General features: G+C 46.1%; 19 protein-coding genes. 5 read left to right on the top strand and 14 right to left on the bottom strand.

Annotated features, from left to right (window positions below):
* Window positions 1-8: 8 nt before the first annotated feature.
* Both OM978_RS06235 and smc read right to left on the bottom strand, forming a co-directional pair.
* Complete coding sequence (locus OM978_RS06235) at window positions 9-269, bottom strand: hypothetical protein (RefSeq protein ID WP_264346021.1); 261 nt, start codon at window positions 267-269, stop codon at window positions 9-11.
* Between the two features lie 14 nt (window positions 270-283).
* The gene (smc, locus tag OM978_RS06230) at window positions 284-3,424 is read right to left on the bottom strand and encodes a chromosome segregation protein SMC (protein WP_264346020.1); all 3,141 of its coding nucleotides are present in this window, start codon (window positions 3,422-3,424) and stop codon (window positions 284-286) included.
* Between the two features lie 179 nt (window positions 3,425-3,603).
* On the opposite strand from smc, the gene cysZ reads away from it, so the two are divergent.
* Window positions 3,604-4,317: a sulfate transporter CysZ gene (cysZ, locus tag OM978_RS06225; RefSeq protein ID WP_264346019.1), complete on the top strand. Its 714-nt coding sequence runs from the start codon at window positions 3,604-3,606 to the stop codon at window positions 4,315-4,317.
* A gap of 149 nt (window positions 4,318-4,466) precedes the next feature.
* On the opposite strand, the gene OM978_RS06220 is transcribed toward cysZ, so the two are convergent.
* The 5 genes from OM978_RS06220 to OM978_RS06200 all read right to left on the bottom strand — a co-directional run bounded on the left by OM978_RS06220 (window position 4,467) and on the right by OM978_RS06200 (window position 7,709).
* Window positions 4,467-5,072, bottom strand: a complete 606-nt coding sequence (locus OM978_RS06220) for a mechanosensitive ion channel family protein (RefSeq protein WP_264346018.1) — start codon at window positions 5,070-5,072, stop codon at window positions 4,467-4,469.
* Window positions 5,073-5,138: 66 nt separating this feature from the next.
* The gene (locus OM978_RS06215; RefSeq protein ID WP_264346017.1) at window positions 5,139-5,636 is read right to left on the bottom strand and encodes a YcgN family cysteine cluster protein; all 498 of its coding nucleotides are present in this window, start codon (window positions 5,634-5,636) and stop codon (window positions 5,139-5,141) included.
* A 13-nt stretch (window positions 5,637-5,649) separates the two neighbouring features.
* Complete coding sequence (locus OM978_RS06210) at window positions 5,650-6,312, bottom strand: fumarylacetoacetate hydrolase family protein (RefSeq protein ID WP_264346016.1); 663 nt, start codon at window positions 6,310-6,312, stop codon at window positions 5,650-5,652.
* Complete coding sequence (locus OM978_RS06205) at window positions 6,309-7,457, bottom strand: lytic transglycosylase domain-containing protein (protein WP_264346015.1); 1,149 nt, start codon at window positions 7,455-7,457, stop codon at window positions 6,309-6,311. The genes OM978_RS06210 and OM978_RS06205 overlap by 4 nt, the downstream gene beginning before the upstream one ends.
* A gap of 3 nt (window positions 7,458-7,460) precedes the next feature.
* Window positions 7,461-7,709, bottom strand: a complete 249-nt coding sequence (locus OM978_RS06200; RefSeq protein WP_233009673.1) for a YcgL domain-containing protein — start codon at window positions 7,707-7,709, stop codon at window positions 7,461-7,463.
* Between the two features lie 171 nt (window positions 7,710-7,880).
* Between OM978_RS06200 and minC the strand changes: the two genes are divergently transcribed.
* From minC to minE, 3 genes are read left to right on the top strand one after another with little or no spacing between them, the layout of a single operon-like run.
* Window positions 7,881-8,582 carry a septum site-determining protein MinC gene (gene minC, locus OM978_RS06195; RefSeq protein WP_264346013.1) on the top strand — a complete coding sequence of 234 codons (702 nt, stop codon included), beginning with the start codon at window positions 7,881-7,883 and terminating at the stop codon, window positions 8,580-8,582.
* Window positions 8,583-8,594: 12 nt separating this feature from the next.
* Window positions 8,595-9,404 (top strand): septum site-determining protein MinD, encoded by an 810-nt coding sequence (gene minD / locus OM978_RS06190; protein ID WP_127021166.1) that lies wholly within the window; start codon window positions 8,595-8,597, stop codon window positions 9,402-9,404.
* Between the two features lie 4 nt (window positions 9,405-9,408).
* Window positions 9,409-9,669: a cell division topological specificity factor MinE gene (gene minE / locus OM978_RS06185; protein ID WP_233009671.1), complete on the top strand. Its 261-nt coding sequence runs from the start codon at window positions 9,409-9,411 to the stop codon at window positions 9,667-9,669.
* Window positions 9,670-9,710: 41 nt separating this feature from the next.
* On the opposite strand, the gene OM978_RS06180 is transcribed toward minE, so the two are convergent.
* The 6 genes from OM978_RS06180 to OM978_RS06155 all read right to left on the bottom strand — a co-directional run bounded on the left by OM978_RS06180 (window position 9,711) and on the right by OM978_RS06155 (window position 16,876).
* Window positions 9,711-11,084: a DUF4397 domain-containing protein gene (locus OM978_RS06180; protein ID WP_264346012.1), complete on the bottom strand. Its 1,374-nt coding sequence runs from the start codon at window positions 11,082-11,084 to the stop codon at window positions 9,711-9,713.
* A gap of 155 nt (window positions 11,085-11,239) precedes the next feature.
* Entirely contained in the window at window positions 11,240-12,385 is a 1,146-nt protein-coding gene (gene rnd / locus OM978_RS06175; RefSeq protein ID WP_264346011.1) for a ribonuclease D, read from the bottom strand.
* A gap of 206 nt (window positions 12,386-12,591) precedes the next feature.
* Window positions 12,592-14,250 carry a long-chain-fatty-acid--CoA ligase FadD gene (gene fadD / locus OM978_RS06170; protein WP_264346010.1) on the bottom strand — a complete coding sequence of 553 codons (1,659 nt, stop codon included), beginning with the start codon at window positions 14,248-14,250 and terminating at the stop codon, window positions 12,592-12,594.
* A 358-nt stretch (window positions 14,251-14,608) separates the two neighbouring features.
* Complete coding sequence (locus OM978_RS06165) at window positions 14,609-15,448, bottom strand: alpha/beta fold hydrolase (protein ID WP_264346009.1); 840 nt, start codon at window positions 15,446-15,448, stop codon at window positions 14,609-14,611.
* Window positions 15,448-16,308, bottom strand: a complete 861-nt coding sequence (locus OM978_RS06160; RefSeq protein WP_264346008.1) for a class I SAM-dependent methyltransferase — start codon at window positions 16,306-16,308, stop codon at window positions 15,448-15,450. Before OM978_RS06160 ends, OM978_RS06165 begins: the two co-directional genes overlap by 1 nt.
* Window positions 16,271-16,876, bottom strand: a complete 606-nt coding sequence (locus OM978_RS06155) for a Slp family lipoprotein (protein ID WP_264346007.1) — start codon at window positions 16,874-16,876, stop codon at window positions 16,271-16,273. The genes OM978_RS06160 and OM978_RS06155 overlap by 38 nt, the downstream gene beginning before the upstream one ends.
* A gap of 263 nt (window positions 16,877-17,139) precedes the next feature.
* Between OM978_RS06155 and OM978_RS06150 the strand changes: the two genes are divergently transcribed.
* Complete coding sequence (locus OM978_RS06150; protein ID WP_264346006.1) at window positions 17,140-18,447, top strand: alkaline phosphatase; 1,308 nt, start codon at window positions 17,140-17,142, stop codon at window positions 18,445-18,447.
* Between the two features lie 104 nt (window positions 18,448-18,551).
* Here the strand turns inward: OM978_RS06150 and OM978_RS06145 are convergent, their stop codons facing one another.
* Window positions 18,552-21,365, bottom strand: coding sequence for a TonB-dependent receptor (locus OM978_RS06145; protein WP_264346005.1), 2,814 nt, complete (start codon window positions 21,363-21,365; stop codon window positions 18,552-18,554).
* Window positions 21,366-21,386: the final 21 nt, after the last annotated feature.

Genomic DNA, 21,386 nt, shown 5'->3' with positions numbered 1-21,386 from the left:
TTTAGTTTTTAGGCTTGTGCCATTTTCACGGCATCTTCCACATCTACAGCCACAACTCTCGACACACCGGGCTCCTGCATGGTCACCCCCATTAATTGTGCCGCCATTTCCATAGCAATTTTATTGTGACTGATATAAATAAATTGCACAGTTTCAGACATTTCCCGTACCAGATTACAAAATCTGCCGACGTTTGCATCATCCAAAGGTGCATCAACTTCATCCAACATGCAAAAAGGTGCCGGATTTAATCGAAAAATCGAAAACACCAATGATAAAGCGGTTAGCGCTTTTTCACCACCCGAGAGTAAGTGAATTGTACTGTTTTTTTCCCTGGCGGTCTCGCCATGATAGTTACACCTGTTTCTAACAGATCTTCTTCGGTTAAATCAAGATAGGCACTACCTCCACCAAAGACTTTTGGAAACAAAGTTTGCAAGCCTTCATTGACCTGCTCAAAGGTTTCTTTAAATTTCTGCCGGGTTTCCCGGTCAATTTTACGGATAGCAGTTTCAAGCGTTTCTAATGCTGAGACTAAATCCTGATGCTGCGCGTCCAGATACTGCTTGCGCTCATCCTGTTGCTCAAATTCTTCAATAGCAGCCAGGTTAATAGGACCCAAACGTGACACTGAATCCTGTGTTTTTTCCAGTTGCTGCTGCCATTCCTGCTCGTTCGCTTCGGCTGGTAGTGTTTCACTCAGCTCTTTAAAGTTCACCTGCAGTTCAGTGAGCTGTTCCAGCATATTGTTGGCACGCACTCTGTAGCCTTCGGCGCTTAACTGGAAATCGGCTAATTCTTTTTGCTTTTGCGTTAATAAATGCGCCACGCCCTGATGGCCTTGTTCGGCCTGACGCAACTTTTCCTCTAATGAATGTAAAGCTTCGGCTTTTTGCTGCACTAAAAGTTCAACTTCAGCACGTTGTTCCAGCAACAACTGTAAAGTTTCGTGTTGCTCACCATCGGGTTCTGACACTTCAGCCAGTTGATCCTGCACTAATTGGTGGCGCTGCTGCAGTTGCTGTTGTTGTTGCTGGCTACGCTGTAAATTCTGCTGGCTGAAACTTAACTGCTTTTGTGCACTTTGTTGTTCCAGCTGCAATTGTTGCAGTTGCTGGCGCACAGAGTCTTGCTGTTGTTTCAGTTGCTGATGCTGCTGTTGGCTTTGCGTCTGTTGTTGCTGCAACTGCCATTCTTTGGCCTTTTGTGCCTGATACTGTTCATCCAGCGCTTCGGATTGTTGCTCCAGCTCATCAAGTTGCAGGCTTAACAGTTCAAAATCCTGCTGCTGAGCTGTCAGCTCTGTAGATGCCTGCAATCGTCTTTGCTGCTGCAGTTGCTGCTGTTGTTGCAGCAATAAAAGGTCAGTGTTGATTTTTTGCAGCTGATCTTTTGTCTGATGCAGTTGCTGTTGGCTTTGTTGCCACTGCTGTTTACTGGTTGCGAGTTCAGCATCGGATTGCGCTTCGATGTGCTGCTCTGCGGCAAATTGCTGTTCAAGCTGCTGGATTTGTTCTGCCAGTTCCAGCAATTGCTGTTGCCGTGTTAAGTAATTATCAGAAGCCGCTTGCCCCGGCACCAGTTGCCAGTTGCTGCCAAACCAGATGCCTTCAGCACAAATCACGGACTGCTGGGGTTGCAACTGTTTTTGTTTTGCTTTGGCTTGTTCAATGTTATCGGCCAGCAACACGCTATGGAAAGAGTCCGGATACAAGCCTGAACGTATCACTGCGGCTAAAGTACCGGCCTGGGCATTAATCTCGCTGGCAGACACATAACTGTGGTCTAGTCTCTGCTCTGCTGTCGCATGCTCGACTGTCGCATGTTGAAGCTCACCCAACACCAGACTCACAGCCTTGGCCCATTTGGGTTCAATCTCCAGCTGCTTTAACAGCTGCTGTTGCTGTTTATTGACCTGCTGCTGAATTTGACTGAGTTGGTCCTGCTGATTTTTCAGCTGCTTTAATTCGCTTTGCCGCACCAGCTGCAACTGTTTACGTTCCTGCTGCGCCAGTTGCAACGCCTGATAGCGCTGTTCTGCTTCAGTGTTTTGCTGCTGCAGTCGATCAAGTTGCTGCTGTGTTTCTTGCTGTTTGGCTAATAATGGCTCTGCAGCTTTCGAATCGGCCACAGCATCCAGCTGTGATAATTCTTGCTGTAACTGGCTGATACGGTTCAGTAACTGCTGCTGTTGCTGCTGGCTGTGCTGAGCTTTTAACTGATTCTGTTGCTGCTGTTGTTGCAGCGCAAAAAACTGCTGCTGCCATTGCTGTAAGGCACTCTGGGCATTGAGCAGTTGTTCATGAGCCTGCTCTGCTTGTTCGGTCAGGCTCTCAAACTGTTCTTGTTTCAGTTCACTATCTGGTGCTGCATTTTCAAGCTGGAATTCAAGTTCTGCCAGTTGCTCCTGCTGCTGCGCCATATAAGAGTCGGCTTCCTGCAAGGTTAGCTGTAATGAACGTAATTCATCAGTCAGGCTTTGACGACGCTGACGTTGGTGCAGTTGTTGTTGCTCTAAGCGGGTGATCTGATTACCGACCTGATAATACTGCTGCTGCACTTGCTGCTGTTCAGTACGTAAATCCTGTTGCTGCTCTTTTAATTGCAGCACCAGCAATTGATCACCGGATTGAGCCGCCTGAAACTGTTCTATTTCGGTCAGCTTCTGCTGAATGTCCAGCTCGGTTTTTTGCAGCAGGCCATGAAAGTGTAACCATTTCACACAGGCCAATTCTGCTTTGAGCTTACGCTCCTGTGCTTTGAGTTCTTTAAAACGTGCCGCAGCTGCAGCCTGACGTTTGAGTTTATCGAGGTTTTTGCCCAGTTCTTCCCGCACGTCAGATAAACGGTCTAAATTCTCGCGGGTATGTTTAATGCGGTTTTCGGTTTCGCGCCGACGTTCTTTGTATTTGGATATGCCGGCCGCTTCTTCGATAAAAATACGCAAGTCAGCAGGCTTGGATTCAATCAGTCGCGAAATCATGCCCTGTTCGATAATGGCGTAACTGCGTGGGCCTAAGCCTGTGCCAAGGAAAATATCTGTGATATCACGGCGACGGCATTTAGTGCCGTTAAGAAAATAATTCGACTGGCCATCCCGCGTCACTAAACGTTTGATAGATATTTCACTACGATCGGCCAACGTGCCTTGCAAACGGCCTTGGGTGTTTTCAAACATCAGTTCAACAGAAGCCTGAGACACGGGTTTACGCTGCGTTGAGCCGTTAAAGATAACGTCTGTCATCGCATCACCACGCAGGTTTTTCGCCGAGCTTTCACCCAGCACCCAACGCACAGCGTCAATCACGTTGGATTTACCGCAGCCGTTTGGTCCCACTACAGCAGTCATCTGAGCAGGAAAAGCCACCTGGGTAGGATCAACGAAGGATTTAAAACCCGCTAATTTAATTTGCTTAAGACGCATCTGTCCCTGAACAATAAGGCCGAGGTTTTGTTAACAAAAGTGAATGTAACAGAACAGCAGTGCTGCTGTCACGGCCGCTTTGTATTCGGACACTGAAAAAGTTGCTTACGGATTTCTTCTTGCGACTCAGATACATGGCCTATATGCTCGGCTCATTCGTTCCTGTAGGAGTTCAATGGATGCATTATTTAATGAAAGGCCTGAACTTAATTCGGGTCAAAGGCTTAAAACGTTATGTGGTGGTGCCACTGTGCATCAATCTGGTGCTGTTTGCTTTGGCTTTTGGCTATTTATTCAGTCAGTTAGGTGGTTGGGTCGATCAGGTGGTGGCAACCCTGCCGGACTGGCTGAGTTTTATCGGCTTTTTAGTCTGGCCTTTGGCACTGTTTTCTATTGTGATGGGGTTAGCTTTAACTTTTACCATGGTGGCCAATTTTATCGCAGCACCTTTTAATGCCTTGCTGGCGGAAAAAACAGAACTGTATTTAACAGGTCAGCCCTTACCGGATCAGGGACTGGCTGCATTTTTAAAAGATGTGCCACGTATGCTGGGACGTGAATGGCAAAAGTTTGTCTATTGTTTGCCGCGCGCCATAGGTTTTTTACTGCTGTTTTTTATATTGCCTGGCATAGGCCAGCTGTTATGGTTTTTATTCTGCAGCTGGATGCTGGCTATTCAGTACTGTGACTATCCTTTTGATAACCATAAAGTACCTTTTACTACCATGAGAAAGGCGTTAAAGCTGCAGTGGAAACACAGTTATGGTTTTGGCATCAGTGTTTATGTGCTGAGTTTGGTGCCGCTGATTAACTTACTGATTATGCCGGTCGCTGTTTGTGGCGCTACGGCTATGTGGGTAGATAAGTTCAGAGAAGCCTTGCGGTTGCCATAGGGTCAGAGCCATTGGCTCTGACCCACAAGTAGGAGAACAATCAAAATCTTGTTTTTGTTTGACTCCAAAATAGAGCTGGATGCTTCGAGCAAGTGACGAACAGTGTAGAAATAATAGGGTCAGAGCCAAAGCTCTGACCCTAAGGCAGGTTAACGGTGATCAGGGTGTCTACGCCGCCATCTATTTACCATTTTGTTTTTATCCGCTCTGAACTGATGCTGCACTATGACAGGACGGGACACGATCAGGTTATTCGGATAGACCACCTGCTCGTTATTTTTGGTCAGCAGCACTGTGCTGAACAAGTTGATCTCCACTACCTTGCCTTCAACATGGTTCGCACCATCGATAATTTTCACTTCAGCACCTGGCGCGAAATTACGCTGGCCTAACATGATAAAAAAGGCGGTGATGTTGCTCAGCAGCGACCAGGCGGCAAATAACGCCACACCTATCACTGCAATCATTGAAGACGCAAGAACCAGCAAACCTTTGATGTCGATGCCCCACACCACACTCAGAACAACAACCAGCAGTAAAAACAGCAGAATATGAAACACCACTAAAGCACGGCGGTTCATTTCATCTTTTAATACGCTGGCAGCTATAGTGCGGTAGACAAAAGGCGCAATACGACGGCTCAAAACTATGTAAATCAAAATGATGATTGCACTGATCACCATCTGCACTATGGCCGGACTAAAAGTGGCCATTAACTGTTTTAACTGATGCAAAATCTGCATGGCTTCTTGCACAACCACCACCCTCTAAATCAAAAAACGCTATTTTTACTTGCCCAACTGAACCGATACTGAAAATTGTTAATCCAGATCGTTAATAGCCCAGGTCACAATATAATCTTCAAACTTTTCCATATCGACCATATCTTCGGAAATGGTTTTGTTGCGCACTGACATTTGTTTTTTATGCATCAGACTTTTTTTGCCGTTATTCAGAAGCGGGTGCCAGGACGGTAAACCCCGGCCTTCATGCAAACGGCGGTAACTGCAGCTGTTTGGCATAAAAAAGATGTCTTTTAAATTATCCTGAGTCAGCTTCACGCAATCCGGTACCAGCACAGTGCGCTTCTCATACACAGTGCAGGCACATTTATGACTGTCCAGATAACGGCAAGCGATATTGGTAAAATGTACTTGCTCATCCGGTTTAATGTAGTCGGTTGGGCCTTCAGCTTCTTCGTCTTCATCATCAATAAATTTATTCAGACAACATTTAGCGCAGCCATCACAGACAGCTTCCCATTCTTCAATTGTCATTTGTTCCAGGCTTTTTGTTTCCCAGAATTTTGCTGTTAACACTTCAACCTCTCTGTCAGCGTACTGACGTCTTAATATGTAGCTTGTTAGCCAGAGCTAATTCTAACTGATCACCGCTATAAAGTGGCCCCACACCAGCTGGTGTGCCTGTCAGTACCAGATCGCCTGGTAACAAAGTAAAAAACTGCGACATCTCGCTGATGATTTGAGTTACAGAACGGATCATCATGCGGGTATCGCCTTGCTGGCGCAGTTCACTGTTTACCCTCAGGCTAAACTCTAACTGTTGCACATCACCCAGTTCATCAGCAGCAATAAAACCAGAGACAGGGCAAGCGCCATCAAAACCTTTGGCAATCTCCCAGGGGCGTCCCAGCTCTTTTAATTTCTTTTGCTGATCCCGAAGCGTTAAATCCAGCGCCAGACCATAACCCCAAACAGCGTCCAGCACTTGCTGTGGAGTCACTTTGGTTAAAGGTGCTTTAATCAGCACGGCCAGCTCAGTTTCATTATGCACAGCACCTAACTGGTCCGGGATAAGAAAAGGCTGATTGATGTCAACCAGAGCCGTGCTGGGTTTGATAAAAAACAGCGCCTCTGGTGCCGTTTTGCTGTTCATTTCAGCAATATGGTCCTGATAATTTTGGCCTATACAAAGCACTTTGCCAGCAGGCAGGTCTATGGCATGCCCTTGCAGATCTTTATGCTGGTAACTCATGCTTTATCCTCCGCCACTATTAAATCAGCCAGATAACCTACGCTGGTGACAAAATAATAAGAACGATTCCAGTGCATCAGCGTTTGGTAGTTGCTGTACGCCAGATAAACCCGGCCATGTTCGTCATCTGGCATCACTAATGCAGCTTTTACATCACGTGTTGGCAATGCTTTACCTTCAGTGGTACGAACCCCTAAAGTTTGCCAGGCCGCTAAAGAACGTTCAGATTTAGCCCACCACTGCAGCCATTGAGTTCTGTCTTTGCTGCCTTTTGGGATCACATAAGAGAAATCAAAGTTTTTTGGTACTTTTACTTCTCTGCCCCAGGTTTGACTATTGTCCCAGCCCCGGGTTTTTAAATAATTAGCAATAGAGGCAAAAGCGTCAGAGCGGCTTTGCCAGATATTGATATGACCATCACCGTCACCATCCTGAGCGTAGGACATAAAAGCACTTGGCATAAACTGGCTTTGGCCCATAGCACCAGCCCATGAACCTTTCATATCCGCTAATTTGACGTGGCCTTGTTGCAGAATATCCAGCGCCAGAAAAAACTCTGATTTAAAAAAGGCTTCACGACGACCGTCATAGGCCATAGTGGCTAAAGCTGAAGGCACTGAGTAGTTGCCCATAATTTTACCAAAGCTGCTTTCCAGTCCCCACAAGGCAACGATAAAACGCGGCTGTACGCCGTATTTTTTGCCTATGGCTTCCAGTTCCTGCTGGTTTTCTTTGTAGTATTTACGTGCCAGATCTATACGTTGTTTGCTGATCCGTTTTGGTAAATAAGTGTCTAAAGTCTCAGTAAATTCAGGCTGTTTTTTATCAGCAACCACTGCAGACTGGTAATGCTTTAAGCTGGCGAATACGTCATTGACCAGTGTTTTGGCATAGCCCTTTTGTAAGGCTTCCTGCTTTAAAGCAGCGGCGTACTTTTCAAAACTGCCTTTATTCACAGCAGCTTGTGCTGGCAAGGCTGTTGCCACTGCGGCTACAGCAGCCTGAGCTTTTTGCCCGGCTTGTGTTTTAGCAGCTGGCGCAGTTTTTACTGCTTCAGTTTTTGCCTGGGCTTTGCCCGACACTGTGCTGGTACAAGACAACAATAAGCCACTGACCACAATGACTGCAATTTGAGTCAACTTCATAGGTTACTCCTTGTTTGGCTGGCTCTCTTTATGCGCTTTAAGTAAATCTTCAGGCGGCGGAGGCAACTGTAAATAAAAACCCTGCTCTGTCAGTTGATGTCTGACCTTATCGATATCTGCATGGGCCAATTTGCTTTTGGTCGCCAAATTAATCAGCGTGACCAGTTGTGGTTTACCAAAGGTTTTAAGTAAGGCTTCAGGTACAGCGCTAAAGTCATCGCGGCGCAATACGTATAAATAGGTTTGGTCCATCTTCGGACTTTTATAAACAACACATAACATAGGACAAAAACTACTCTTACTAACTTGCCTAACAGGGGCGCAAACTATAACATGAAGCACCAGCCTTGCGTACCAAGCAAGCAAAGGCTGACACGTATTTTTGCCGTCATTAAACAAATAATAAAGTGCGCATTTTGAGCTATGTCTGATCATTCCTTTGAATTAAAAGGCAGTTTGTTTCCACTGTCTGTGTTGTATTGTCAGGACCTGTCTGCTGCTGCAGTAAAAACTCAGCTGCAACAAAAACTGGCACAAGCTCCTGCCTTTTTTTACCGCGCACCTGTGGTGATTAATGTCGAGTCTGTTACTCAAGCTCCTGATTTCGAAGCTATTGCGCAAGTTTTTAAAGAACTTGAGCTGGTATTAGTGGGTGTATGTGGTGCTTCAGCTGAGCTGAAAAAAGTGGCTCAGGCCGCGGGTTTAGCCTCATTACAACTGAGCAAAAGCAAAACACCGGCTAAAGAAACCAAAGAAAAAGAAGCCAAAACAGAAGCGGCAGTTGCAGCTCCTGTGATGGAAACTAAAGTGGTGGAGCAAAATATTCGCTCTGGCCAACAAATTTATGCCAAAGGTGCAGATTTAGTGATCCGTGGTACTGTAGGTGCCGGCGCTGAAGTCATTGCCGATGGAAATATACATATTTACGGTACGCTGCGTGGTAAAGCCATAGCAGGCGCTGCCGGAGATAGTCAAAAACGCGTGTTTTGTCACAAGCTGGAAGCTGAACTGATCTCCATAGCCGGAAGTTACTGGTTGAGTGACAGTCTGCAAGGCGAATATTGGGGTAAGTCGGCTTGCATTGGGTTGCAGGACGATAAGTTGGTTTTAGCAGATTTGCTTTAAGGATATTTTGCGATGGCAAAAATCATTGTTGTTACATCAGGTAAAGGTGGCGTAGGCAAAACTACGTCAAGCGCGGCTATTGGCACAGGCATCGCGATGCGCGGTTTTAAAACCGTCATTATCGATTTTGATATAGGTTTAAGAAACCTCGATTTAATCATGGGTTGTGAGCGTCGTGTGGTATACGACTTTGTTAACGTGATTAACGGTGAAGCGAATTTAAAACAGGCGATGATCAAAGATAAACGTATCGACACCCTGTTTATTCTGCCCGCTTCACAAACCCGTGATAAAGATGCACTGAGTAAAGAAGGCGTAGAACGTATTCTGAACGAACTAGCCGAAGAATTTGATTACATCATCTGTGACTCGCCTGCAGGTATTGAATCGGGCGCTATGATGGCGTTGTATTTTGCCGATGAAGCTGTGGTTGTAACCAACCCTGAAGTATCGTCAGTACGTGACTCAGACCGTATTTTAGGTATGCTAAGCAGCAAGTCACGTCGCGCTGAACAAGGTTTACCAGGTATTAAAGAACACTTGCTGTTAACCCGCTACAACCCTGAGCGTGTAGTCAAAGGCGAGATGCTGAGTGTCGAAGACGTCGGCGAAATTCTGGCGATTAAACTTTTGGGTGTGATCCCTGAATCTCAGGCCGTATTAAACGCGTCGAACTCAGGTCAGCCAGTAATTTTGGATCAGGACAGCGATGCTGGACAGGCCTATTTAGACACGGTCGCCCGCTTGCTTGGCGAAGAAGTGCCTTTCCGTTTCTTGAATGTTGAGAAAAAAGGCTTGCTGAAACGTATATTTGGAGGCTAAGCGAATGTCGTTATTGGATTATTTCCGTTCAACGAAAAAAAATACCGCTTCAACTGCCAAAGAGCGGTTACAGATCATCGTTGCCCATGAACGCAACCGTCGCAACAGCCCGGATTATTTGCCGCAGCTGGAGCGCGATATTCTGGCCGTGATCCGCAAGTATGTGGATATAGCTGACGATCAGGTATCGGTATCGCTGGAAAAAAGCTCAGATCAATTGTCTGTGCTGGAATTAAACGTTACTTTCCCTGACGATAAGAAGTAATAAACAAATGAGGCAGAGTCTGTGACTCTGCCTCATTTTTGCTACTGCACGTTGTTAAAGTCATCCAACAGGATCAATCCCAGATCCGCTGTTAACCCTACCCCATCACGAGCTACCGCTGTATAGATATTATTGGCGTCTAATGTCACTGCCACAGGACCTATGGCTGCTGTTTTACTGCCTGTTGGTGTCACAGTGACAAAATAATCACCTGCTGGTACCTGGATATAACCTGAGTCGGCTTTAAAAGGCACATTGCTCAGCGCTGCTGTGGCTGCAGAAATGTCTGAATTCGCCGTCAGATAAACATCTACCGGGCCTGCCAGGCTGGAACCATGGATCACGCGGATTTGTGCTGCTGTCGCAATACGGCGTGGGTTATCAACAACTACCAGAGGCTCAATACTGTCTTCAGTTAACGAACCTACTGCATGCACTGTGTAATAAGCACCAGCGTCCAGCTCCAGATCAGCATCAATGACGACCACTGAGTTATCCGCATCCGCAGCCACTTTTACGTTGTACATGTCTGGTGTTAATTCAGCGTAATCAGTAAAGTTTGGGAAAGCTAAGGCATTGATAGCTTCCGCACCATCTACCAATACGTCTACAGCTGGTGCATCTGATACATCGTGCACCACTCGCACTGCTGATACAGAACCAGCATCTAACAACTCAAGACTGGTATTGCCACCTTGCACCAAGGCCAGCAAAGACACAGGTGAATTTCCGGCAAAGCGGCTATCCAAAGCTGCAATAGTTAAGTCGGAACCTGAAGCTAAGGCTACGGTGCCTGAATCGTACACCACTGTTGTTAAATCCCCTGCCGGCGTGATACGAACTCTATAATCACCCGCTGGCACTGTAACGTCACCGGTTGCGTCGGCGAACTCTAAAGTAGCTGCGACAGTACCTGCAGATAAGGCATCAGCAGGAGCTGTTAAATGCACGTCTACTGTGGGTGCAGATGCAGCGCCGTGCACCACACGCAAACGCACATTGCCGCTGGTAACTGCAGTCTGTGGAAAAGACACTACTATAGGTTCAATACTGCTGTCGGCAGCCTTACCTGCAGCAAAAACGACGTAATCTGTTGCTTCAGCCAGAGTAAGTGTAGTTTCAGGTATAACCCGGGCCACTGTGTTACCTGGCAATTTAGCATCCACAGCTAACGCAAAGTCGCCTGGGCTTGCCACCAGAGCATCTGCCACAGCGCCAAAAGCTAAGTTCGGTATCACTACGCCATTGGTGCGGCTGACGGACACATCAGGGGCGTCTGACACCGCATGTACAACTTTCACAGACACACTGGAAGGCTTTTCTGGTATTGCAGGCAAGTCATTGTCGGAATTGTTACAACCGACCAATAAAAAGGCTGCGCCCATTGCGAGCGACTTCATTGTCAATTTCATCATTTTTTTACCCTTTTGATTGTTGATGTAGCAAAAGGGTTACGAAGGTGTTTTTTGACAGGATCAGTGCAGATTTGTGAAAAAAACAGCAGAGTTTAGCGCAAAAAATGCGCTAAACCAGACTAAAAATCGCGCCGTATTACGTAACAACAACGGCTTTAGATCAGTGGTTGTATATGAGCAGGAACAGGTAAATGGTTGATTAATATCTCACGACGCCATCCCCGTAAAAACTCAGGAACAGGTAATTGAGCTCTGTCTTCGTCACTGACCCGCCAACACCAGTTAAAGTATTCTGTGCTTTGGCGACGCACGGCCATAAATTCAGCTGAAATGCCTGAAGCTTTAGCTGCCGCCTTGATGGCATCAGTAATTTTCTGCAGCTCTTCTTTAAACCCCAGGAATACGTCAGTGTGATAAAAAGGCGCAGGGCATTGCTCCAGTGGTAAAGCTTTGGCTTGTTCAATAAGAGCTAACACTGTTTTGCCATGTCGGCGCACTTCACGACCAGGCAATTCCGGGATATTAAACATCGACTCCAGGCTACCAGGACGGCGTTTGGCGATATCCAGTAAATGGTGATCTTTAAAGATAAAACCCAGCGCCATATCGTGCTGCTGCGCATACTCCTGCCGCCAGATCACCAATTCACGCAAAATGGCCAATTCGCGTGAAGTCAGCAGATTACTGTTTTTCAGTTCCAGATGACGAAATGACAAAGGCAAGCCAAAAGAACGGCGCGCTATTAAATGTTCGCCTTCTGCAAGCAACAATTCGTATTGGCCTTTTGCGACCAGCTCAGTTTTCAGCGCCTGATACACGTCCAGTAAATGCTCTACATCTTTGGCGGCGTAGTCTAACTGCAATGCAGATAAAGGCCGCGCTATCCAGTCGGTGCGGGATTCACTTTTATCCAGCTCAATAGCACAAACTCTTTGCACCAGTTTGGCATAGCCCTGACTACCACCCCAACCGGCCAATTCAGCAGCCAGCTGAGTGTCGATCAGAGGCAATATAGGCAACAAATTTTTAGTGGCTAAGGCTTCTAAATCTTCATTGCAGGAATGCACTACTTTACAGACCGTCGGATTGGCAAACAGCTGTTGCAAGGAGCTCCAGTCATCTATAGCTAAAGGATCAACCAAGGCCAATTGTTTACCATCAAACAGCTGGATCAAACCAAGCTTGGGATATAAGGTCGTTTGGCGAACAAATTCAGTATCAACAGCTAAGACGTCAGCACTGGCGGCTTGCGCACAAAAAGCAGCTAAAGCAGATGAAGAGGTTATAAGCTGATACGTCATTTGTGATCCTTGATTTACTCTGTCTATTTCTGTAGTCGACTTTTATACCCATCGTACTTGAAACCGCAGCTTTGTTGACGGCGTGCTCTCGCCCCAGTCACATAGGTAAACTATGCTCCTGGGGTCTCACACACTTGTCGCCGCCCTGCAACTCCAAGTTACTTGGGTATAAGCAAAAAAACCGGCCAAAGCCGGTTTTTTCTGGATTAACCTTTCAGCTCTCGCCTTAAGATTTTACCCACGTTCGTTTTTGGCAATTCAGTGCGGAATTCTACCAGCTTCGGCACTTTATAGCCCGTCAAACGTTCTTTACAGTGTTGTATTAGTTCAACATCTGTCAGGCTCTGGTCTTTTTTCACCACAAATATCTTCACTGCTTCGCCAGTGGCTTCGTTTGGAACACCAATAGCTGCCACTTCCAAGACTTTGTCGTTCATCGCGACCACTTCTTCAATCTCATTTGGATAAACGTTAAAACCTGAGACTAAAATCATGTCTTTTTTGCGATCGACTATGTAGAAGAAACCGTCGTCATCCACACGGGCTATATCCCCTGTTGCTAACCAGCCTTCGGCATTCAGGACCTTTAAAGTTTCATCAGGTCTGTTGTAATAACCTTTCATGACCTGCGGGCCTTTGACCCACATTTCACCAGCTTCGCCGGCTGCCACTTCAACACCATCATCATTCACAAGCTTGATGTCAGTGGAAGGCGCAGGAAAACCTATGCTGCCATTATAAGCTGGCAGGTTATAAGGACTGACAGTGACCAAAGGTGCGCATTCAGTTAAACCATAGCCCTCAACTAAGCGGGTTGTAGTCACTTTCTGCCAGCGTTCTGCCACAGGGCGCTGCACTGCCATACCACCACCCAAAGCCAGCTTCATGTTACTGAAATCCAACTGAGCGAAACCTGGAGTATTGAGCAGACCATTAAACAGCGTATTCACACCTGTAATAACAGAAAAAGGATACTTCGCCAGTTCTTTGACAAAATTGGGCATATCCCTTGGGTTGGTGATCAAAAGGTTTGTACCACCATACTTCATAAAGACCAGGAAATTAGCCGTTAATGCGAATATATGGTACAGCGGCAGTGCGGTAACTACGAGCTCCTTGCCGTGAGTCAACAGAGGACCTATACAGCCATCGGCTTGCTCCAGATTAGCCACCATATTGCGGTGGGTCAGCATAGCGCCTTTGGATACGCCTGTAGTACCACCTGTGTATTGTAGAAAAGCTAAGTCTTCTCCGACGACCACAGGCTTTTTGTACGCAGCGGCGTTACCAGCGGCAATAACCTGTTTGTACGTAACGTATTTTTTAAGATTATGAGCAGGGATCAGCTTTTTGACATGCTTAACGACCAGGTTGACGATAGTACCTTTAAGCAGGCCTAACATATCGCCCATATGAGTCAGGATCACATGCTCAATCTTCACTTTATCCTGTACATCAGACAAGGTATGAGCGAAGTTTTCCACAATGACTATAGCTTTGGCTTGCGAGTCGAGCAGTTGGTGCTCTAATTCACGAGGCGTGTACAGTGGATTAACGTTAACCACTACACAACCCGCACGCAATATACCTAAAATACAGACTGGGTATTGCAACAGGTTTGGCATCATCACAGCAACAGCGTCACCTTTTTTCAGACCTAATTGCTGTTGCAAATAAGCTGCAAACTTTAAGCTCAACTGATCCAGTTCTGCGTAAGTAATGCTTTTGCCCATATTGATGTAGGCGGTTTTTTCAGCGTAGTCTTTGATACTTTCATCAAAAACTTCCAGTAATGATGCGTAATGATCAGCATTGATATCTGTCGGAACGCCTTCAGGATAATTTTTTGCCCAGACTCGATCCACTGTCCTCTCCTCGTGGTATTTATTATTTTTTAGTTATAGTAGTTATAGTAGTTATAGTTAGTGCTTCGGCCCTTTGTACAGACATCATCGGGGTCTGAGACAAAACGGCACTGAGTTTTTACTCTAATCCAGCATCATCCCACAATTGCTTTCATTTAACAATTGCCTGCTCAAGCAGCAGTTCTGACCCCGACTATAACAGCATAAAAAATCGTCAGGAACGATTTTTAACAGCTTTAGCTGGCCCGCAAGGGTGCTCTGCAGGATTGCAGAGCATAAAAAATCGTCAGGAACGATTTTTAACAGCTTCAGCTGGCCCGTAAGGGTGCTCTGCAGGATAGCAGAGCATAAAAAACAATCAGGACAGTAAAAATTGACGAATTGCGTCGGCTGTTTGTTCTGGCTGAGTCATATGGCAATGATGACCCCCTGTGATCTCAACCCATTCAAGTTGCTGATAACAGCTTTGGTACTGTTGCCGGGCTTGTTGCATCATCTCCAGACCATCACTTGCCAGAATAGCCAGCACGGGGCATTGAATATCACTAAGCAGCTGCATAGCCTGGGGTTGCAGCAATCGATAGGCAGAAGATTCTCTCAAGCGCATATCAGCCGACCAGGTGAGTCCACCAGGGCAAGGCTCTGTGCCACGTTTGGCTAAAATCAGCGCCGAAGCCAGATCGAAATCGCTTTGACTTTGGCGGGCAAGCGCTGCACTTTGCAGATCGCGATACAGAGGTTTTTGTTTATGTGGGCTTTGCCATCTGTGGTGAATTGCGCTTCGTACTTGCTCTGTTGTTTTTCCAGCGTCGCCAGTTACCAGGCCCATACTGTCGATCAGTACTAATTTGCGCACCATCTGCGGCATCACAGCAGCAAGCACTGAACCTATCATACCGCCCATCGAATGACCGATAATATCCACCTGTTGCCAGCCCTGAATTTTAATCAACGTTGCCAGATCGTATATCCAGTCTAGAAAATGATAATGGGCATCAGGGCTGCGATGTTGGGACTGTCCATGCCCCGGTAAATCAATGGCAACCAGATTCAACTCGTTTAAGCAGGCAGAGAGGGGTAAAAAACTATCGGCGTTATCCAGCCAGCCATGCAGGCAAAGAGTCACTTGTTGAGCTGTTGGACCTTGCTGCCAGCCCGCTAAAGATAAAGCGGGCAGCGAAAACTCCACAGCCAGCATTATTCGCTGGCGGCCTTGACGAATTTTAAGGTCATACGATCACTTTCACCTATGGCCAAATATTTAGCACGGTCTACAGCACCCATAGCTAAGGTTGGCGGTAAGGCGTACACACCTTTAGGATAATCTTTGGTGTCTTTTGGATTCGCATTCACTTCCGATTTTGCCTCTAATGTAAAACCAGCCTGTTCAGCCACAGCAATCACATAAGACTCGTCCAGATAACCTTCAACAGCAGAGCTGGAGATTTCAGATACCCGGCTGGCTCTGTGCTCGACTATGCCAAAAACACCACCAGGTTTGAGTACATCAAATACGGCGCGGAATACATCCAGCAGGTAGCCTTGTTCATTCCAGATATGAGCGTTGCGGAAACTCAGCACCATATTGTATTGCTGAGTTAAACCCAGGTACATATAACCCGGTGGATCAAATTCAGTCTGTTGGATAGAACCAAAATGGTCTTTGTGTTTCAGAATACGCTGACTGAGTTTTTCACTGATACGGCTCCAGAAGATTTTTCTGTCATCCTGCATAGTGCCATCATCCACACGAAAATTAGCAATACTCAATTTGCCCTGATCTTTTAAATAAGGCCCAAGAATATCCGTATACCAACCACGGGCAGGCCATATCTCCAGCACTGACATGGTAGGCTTAATGCCAAAAAAGTTCAGTGTCTCGACCGGATGACGGTATTTATTTCTGGCTTTATCTTCCGCACTTCGAAATGAATGATCAACCAGAGCAGTTAAGTCTGGGGCAGATGGTGTTTCAGCAACTGCTGCTGCGCTAAAAAGCGCAGCTGAAAGTAAAACTAAATTAAGGTTGCACTTTATTCTGTTTATTATTGTCAACATGAACCGCGCCTTGTGTTGTTGTCGATTGTTGTTTTGTAATAGTACGGACACGCACACCAGGGCCATAGCCCCAATAGTAAGGGTAAGGGTACGGACGCATCATAGGCCAGGTATCAATCACTTCAATACGTTCTTCCAGTTTTGGCCATAAATACACTGTTGCATCTTTAATGACCGGGTAACGGTACTCGTATTCATCGACTTTACCCACTTCAGAACGGGTTAAATCGCCCAGCACTGTAACCGACTTACCACGCTGGTACACCATAGGATCTAAAAAGCCTTTGATGTAAGTGACAAAACGGCCTTTGGTTTGATCGGAAACTGCAGGACGTCCATTGGAGCCTGACGGAAAATACACAACTTCCAGACGGGTTTGATTGGCTTTATTACTGATTTCAGCAATGACACCGCTCCAGCGGGCAGTACCAAAATCGATATTTTGTTGCACCGCATTTTCGTAGCTGGTTAAAGCCACATTATCTGCAATACGAACCTGTTCGGGATAGCTGGCACAACCAGCCAACATCATCAGACTCAAAGCAACAACTACAAACTTCTTACTCATGACTTTTTCAACCTCGTTTGCTACACGGCCTGTTAGATAAGGTGTAGCGGCTTTAGTTCCATCCTTACTCTAAGCCATGCATGATCCGCTCCGCAACACTTATATAGTAAGTTTTGTTTTAACACCTTTCAGTCTTGCTTTTACGTCTGTTGGTCGCGTTTAGACTATTTACAGTTTTGTCATATTTTGGTCACTGACGTAAGATAACCTCACCCTACAGACTCTGGTAGCACCAGATTTTCAGCCATCCACAGAGCTTTCCTATGTTAAAAAAACTAAGTTTAATCAGCATCGCTTGCCTTGCTTCAACATCTTTCGCTGTAACTGCCGCACCAAAAAACATTATTTATATGATTGGCGATGGTATGGGCCCTGCTTATTTAGCTGCGTATCGTTATTACATGGATAATCCAGAAACCAAAGTAGTGGAACGCACTGTGTTTGACGAGTTATGGATTGGCAATGCCAGTACTTACCCGGATGACGATACCGTAGTGACAGACTCAGCTGCGGCGGCGACAGCCTTGTCCAGCACTCATAAAACTTACAACGGTGCTATTGCAGTTGACCATGATCACAAACCTTTGACGACTATGATGGAAATCGCCAAAGCCAAAGGTATGCAGACAGCTGTGGTCGTCACAGCACAAATTAACCACGCCACTCCTGCCGGTTTTCTGGCGCATGATAAAAGTCGGCAAAACTATGATCAGATAGCGGATGATTACATCGACAATAAAGTGAATGGTCAGATTGTTGCCGATTTAATGCTCGGAGGCGGTACCAGCTACTTTATCCGTAAAGACCGTAATCTGGTGGAAGAATTTAAACAAGCGGGTTACCAGTACACAGACAGCTGGACTGGCTTGAAAACGCTGAATAAGTTGCCTGCTTTAGGTTTGTTTGCACCTAAGGGTTTTGACAGTGCCTTAGACAACCCTGAACCTCTGCCACTGAAACAAATGACAGAAAAAGCACTGGAGCTGCTGTCTCCGGCCGAAAAAGGTTTTGTCGTGATGATTGAAGGCAGCCAGATTGACTGGTGTGGTCATGCCAACGATATAGCTTGTGCCATGGCTGAAATGCATGATTTTGGTGAGGCTATAAAAGTAGCGAAAGCTTATGTGGATAGTCACCCGGATACCATTCTGGTGGTGACAGCAGATCACGAAACCGGTGGTTTGTCTTTAGGTGCGAACGGCAATTACAGCTGGAAACGGGATGTGATTAAGAAGGTAAAACATTCTGGCGAATACATAGCTGGTCAGCTGTTAGCGCTTAAAGATGATAAGGTGTTGTATCAGGCATGGTTGGGTTTAACAGGCCTTGAACTGAAAACAGATGAGCAACAGTTGCTGACTAAGGCGCGTGCTGAAGGCTTAGAGCCTCTTGCTAAAGCGGTGAAACAACGTATTGACCATCACTCCACCACGGGCTGGACCAGCGGTGGTCATACAGCAGCTGATGTACCAGTGTTGGCGTATGGCGCAGATAAACAAGTATTCGCAGGCTTTCAGGACAATACTGAAATCGCAGCAAAACTGATCCAATTTATTCAACAAAAAAAGTAATTTGTAGCTGTTAAAAAATAAACCCCACTGCACGCAGTGGGGTTTTTATTTGGTTCAGGGAAACTTCTGTTATCAACAGAAATCTCCCTTCACTTGCTATCAAGTTACATGAACTTGTAGTCCAGGCCTAAATAGAAAGTACGGCCATAAACGTCAGTGTAACGAGGGTCGAAACCAACCTGGTGACCAGCACCACCTGAACGTAAGGATAATGGAGGAGCACGGTCAGCTAAGTTGTTGATACCGAACGTCACACCCAAAGCTTCCATCGCCTGGTACTTGGTCTGATAGTTGATCGTGGCGTATGAAGGAACACTCAGTTGAATGTCTACACCAGGACCAGTTACAGAGCCTAAACGTACATAGCGGCTGGCTGCAGATTGCGCCTGATCTTCATAACCACTGCGGTAATTCAGCGTCGCACTGTGAGCGAAATCACCGTGAGTTAATGTATTAGTGAATTTAGCTAAGGTTCTGAAAACAACCTTATTGTCATCACCAAAACGACCTAAGCTGCTGATCCAGTCATCTGTAGTACCAGGACGGGTATATTCGCTATCCAGCACATAAGTACCAGCCAGCGTTGTAGTTAAACGACCAAAAGATAAGTCATTACCTACTGTTAAATCCCAGTCAAGGCCAGTGTTTTTGGATTGACCTACGTTGATGCTTTCAAAAATAATGGCCAGCTCTTCCTGACCAGTCGCTTTGTTTGTCTTCGTAGTATACAGATGACGGTAACGCTCTGGATCTGCAACGATCTGAGCTTCAGTGACTGCTGTCACCATATTGGTCAACTCAATATTCCAGTAGTCCAGGCTGAAGCTGAAGTTATTGTCAGGTGCGTACACAAAACCTACAGTGTACTGCTTTGACTCTTCTGGTTTTAAGTTCGGGTTACCCTGATTAAAAGCTTCAAACTGCTGTGGCGATACACTACATACATCAGCCAATGGATCCGTTGTACCTGCGAATGGACACAGGTAAGCACCGCTTGTTACACCAAATGGAGCTTTAGGCTGAGCTAAGTCCAGCATAGATGGCGCTTTAAAGCCGGTACCAGTTGATGCACGCAGTAACAAGTCTTCAGTTGCGTTGTAACGCAGCGCCAGCTTGTACGTCGTGTCATTCATTGAATCATTGACAGTGTAGCTGCCTGGGCTGGCAATACCGTCTTCGTCATAAACGAAGTCAGATTCTACTTCACCAATGTTGTCGTAACGAACAGCACCAGTCAGTTCCAGATTCTCAAGAGCCGGAACTATCACTTCAACAAAACCACCGTAGTTGTCACGGGTTAAGTCATACTCTGAACCAATGTTTGCGCCTAACAGCAGATCCTGTTTATTCGCATCAGCCAGAGAACTGACGTAGTTTGTGTTACGGAATTCAACACCAGTACCGATATACACATCACCGGCAGGCAGGGAATACACTGGTGTAGAAGCTTTCAGATCCACACCTTTGACTTCAGTAGTCTCATTGCTCCAGTTACCAAAGTACTGAGAATCCTGTAACGCCTGAAGGCCTTCAGCACTGATTTTATCCGGAGTTTCAAATACGTTTACCAGACCAGAACTAACAGCATCCATGAACTTGTCATAGATTGGGAATCCACCAGCTATGTTTTCATCAGTATCATTTTTTGAGAAAGTGAAAGCAGCTGAGTAGTCGATAGTGTCAATCACACCTTCGATACCACTGACGATATGAGTTGATTTAGTGTTCCACTCAGTAGCACGGCCACCCAGCGGTAATGCACGCCATTGTGCCTGTACAGAAGTAACAGAACCCACATGAGCAGGATCAACATATGGCATCACATATTGCTGAGCTAAGGCTGAGTCTTTGTCTAAGCTGAAGAAACCTGTAGCATTTGGTGCGATACGGGTGGTCTGAGAGAAATCTGAGTACATCACGTCAGCAAATAACTTTGTATCTTCGCCCAATGCAATGTCAGTGCCCAGCATAAATGAATCACGTTCACTTTCAGGCAGAATTTCTACAGTTGTAGTGTAGTCATACTGACATAAACCTGAAGATTCAAAGTTGTCTGGTGCGCAAGCGCCATTTTGTTTTGCATAAGGGTTAAATGCAGCTGAGTTGGCTAATTTGCCGTCAGCGCCAGTGTATACATAACGGGCGTTTGCAGGGATGGCGTTTGGCGAGCCTGCAACATAGAAATATTCTTTGTTATTCAAGGTAAAAGGGATAATACCTGATTTAGCAAAGTCACGGTCTGTCGCCTTCAGCTGTTCCTGAGAGTCACGGCTGTAAGATAACAATACGTTGTAACCGTCCGTATCAAAATCACCTAAACCACCTGTAATAGAGAAATTGTCGCTGGTACCATTTTTCTCTTCAGGCTTGCTGTAACGGGCAGAAACATTCACGCCCTGAGCGTCGTCTTTGGTAATAAAGTTTACAACACCTGCAATAGCGTCAGAACCGTACAAAGCAGATGCGCCATCTGTCAGTACTTCAACACGCTCAATAGCAGCTAAAGGAATAGAGTTCAGGTCGATAGTAGAGCCTGAGCCACGTGGCGCCATTCTGCGACCATTGATCAGAACCAGAGTGTATTCAGCACCTAAACCACGTAAGGAAGCAGTTTTTACACCACCGCCACCACCACCAACAGAATCACCATCAGAGGTAAAACCTTGCATAGACGGAATAGACTGAATTAAATCACCTGCTGTTGCTAAACCTGAACGGTCAATAGCTGCACGATCAATAGTCTGAACTGGTAATGCACCTTCCATATCAGTACGTTTGATGCTCGAACCTGTAACCTGAATACGTTCAACACTCTCAGTATCCTGAGCTTGTACCGAACCAGAAAAAGTGACGCCTGACACAGCGCCAAAAGCGACAGCTAAACCAACTGCTTTTGACAGCTTACTACTTACAAACATTTTTTCTCCCTGGGCCACTGC

The organism is Rheinheimera sp. MM224, from assembly GCF_947090785.1.
GTDB lineage: Bacteria > Pseudomonadota > Gammaproteobacteria > Enterobacterales > Alteromonadaceae > Pararheinheimera.
This window is presented reverse-complemented; position numbering and strand designations above follow the sequence as displayed.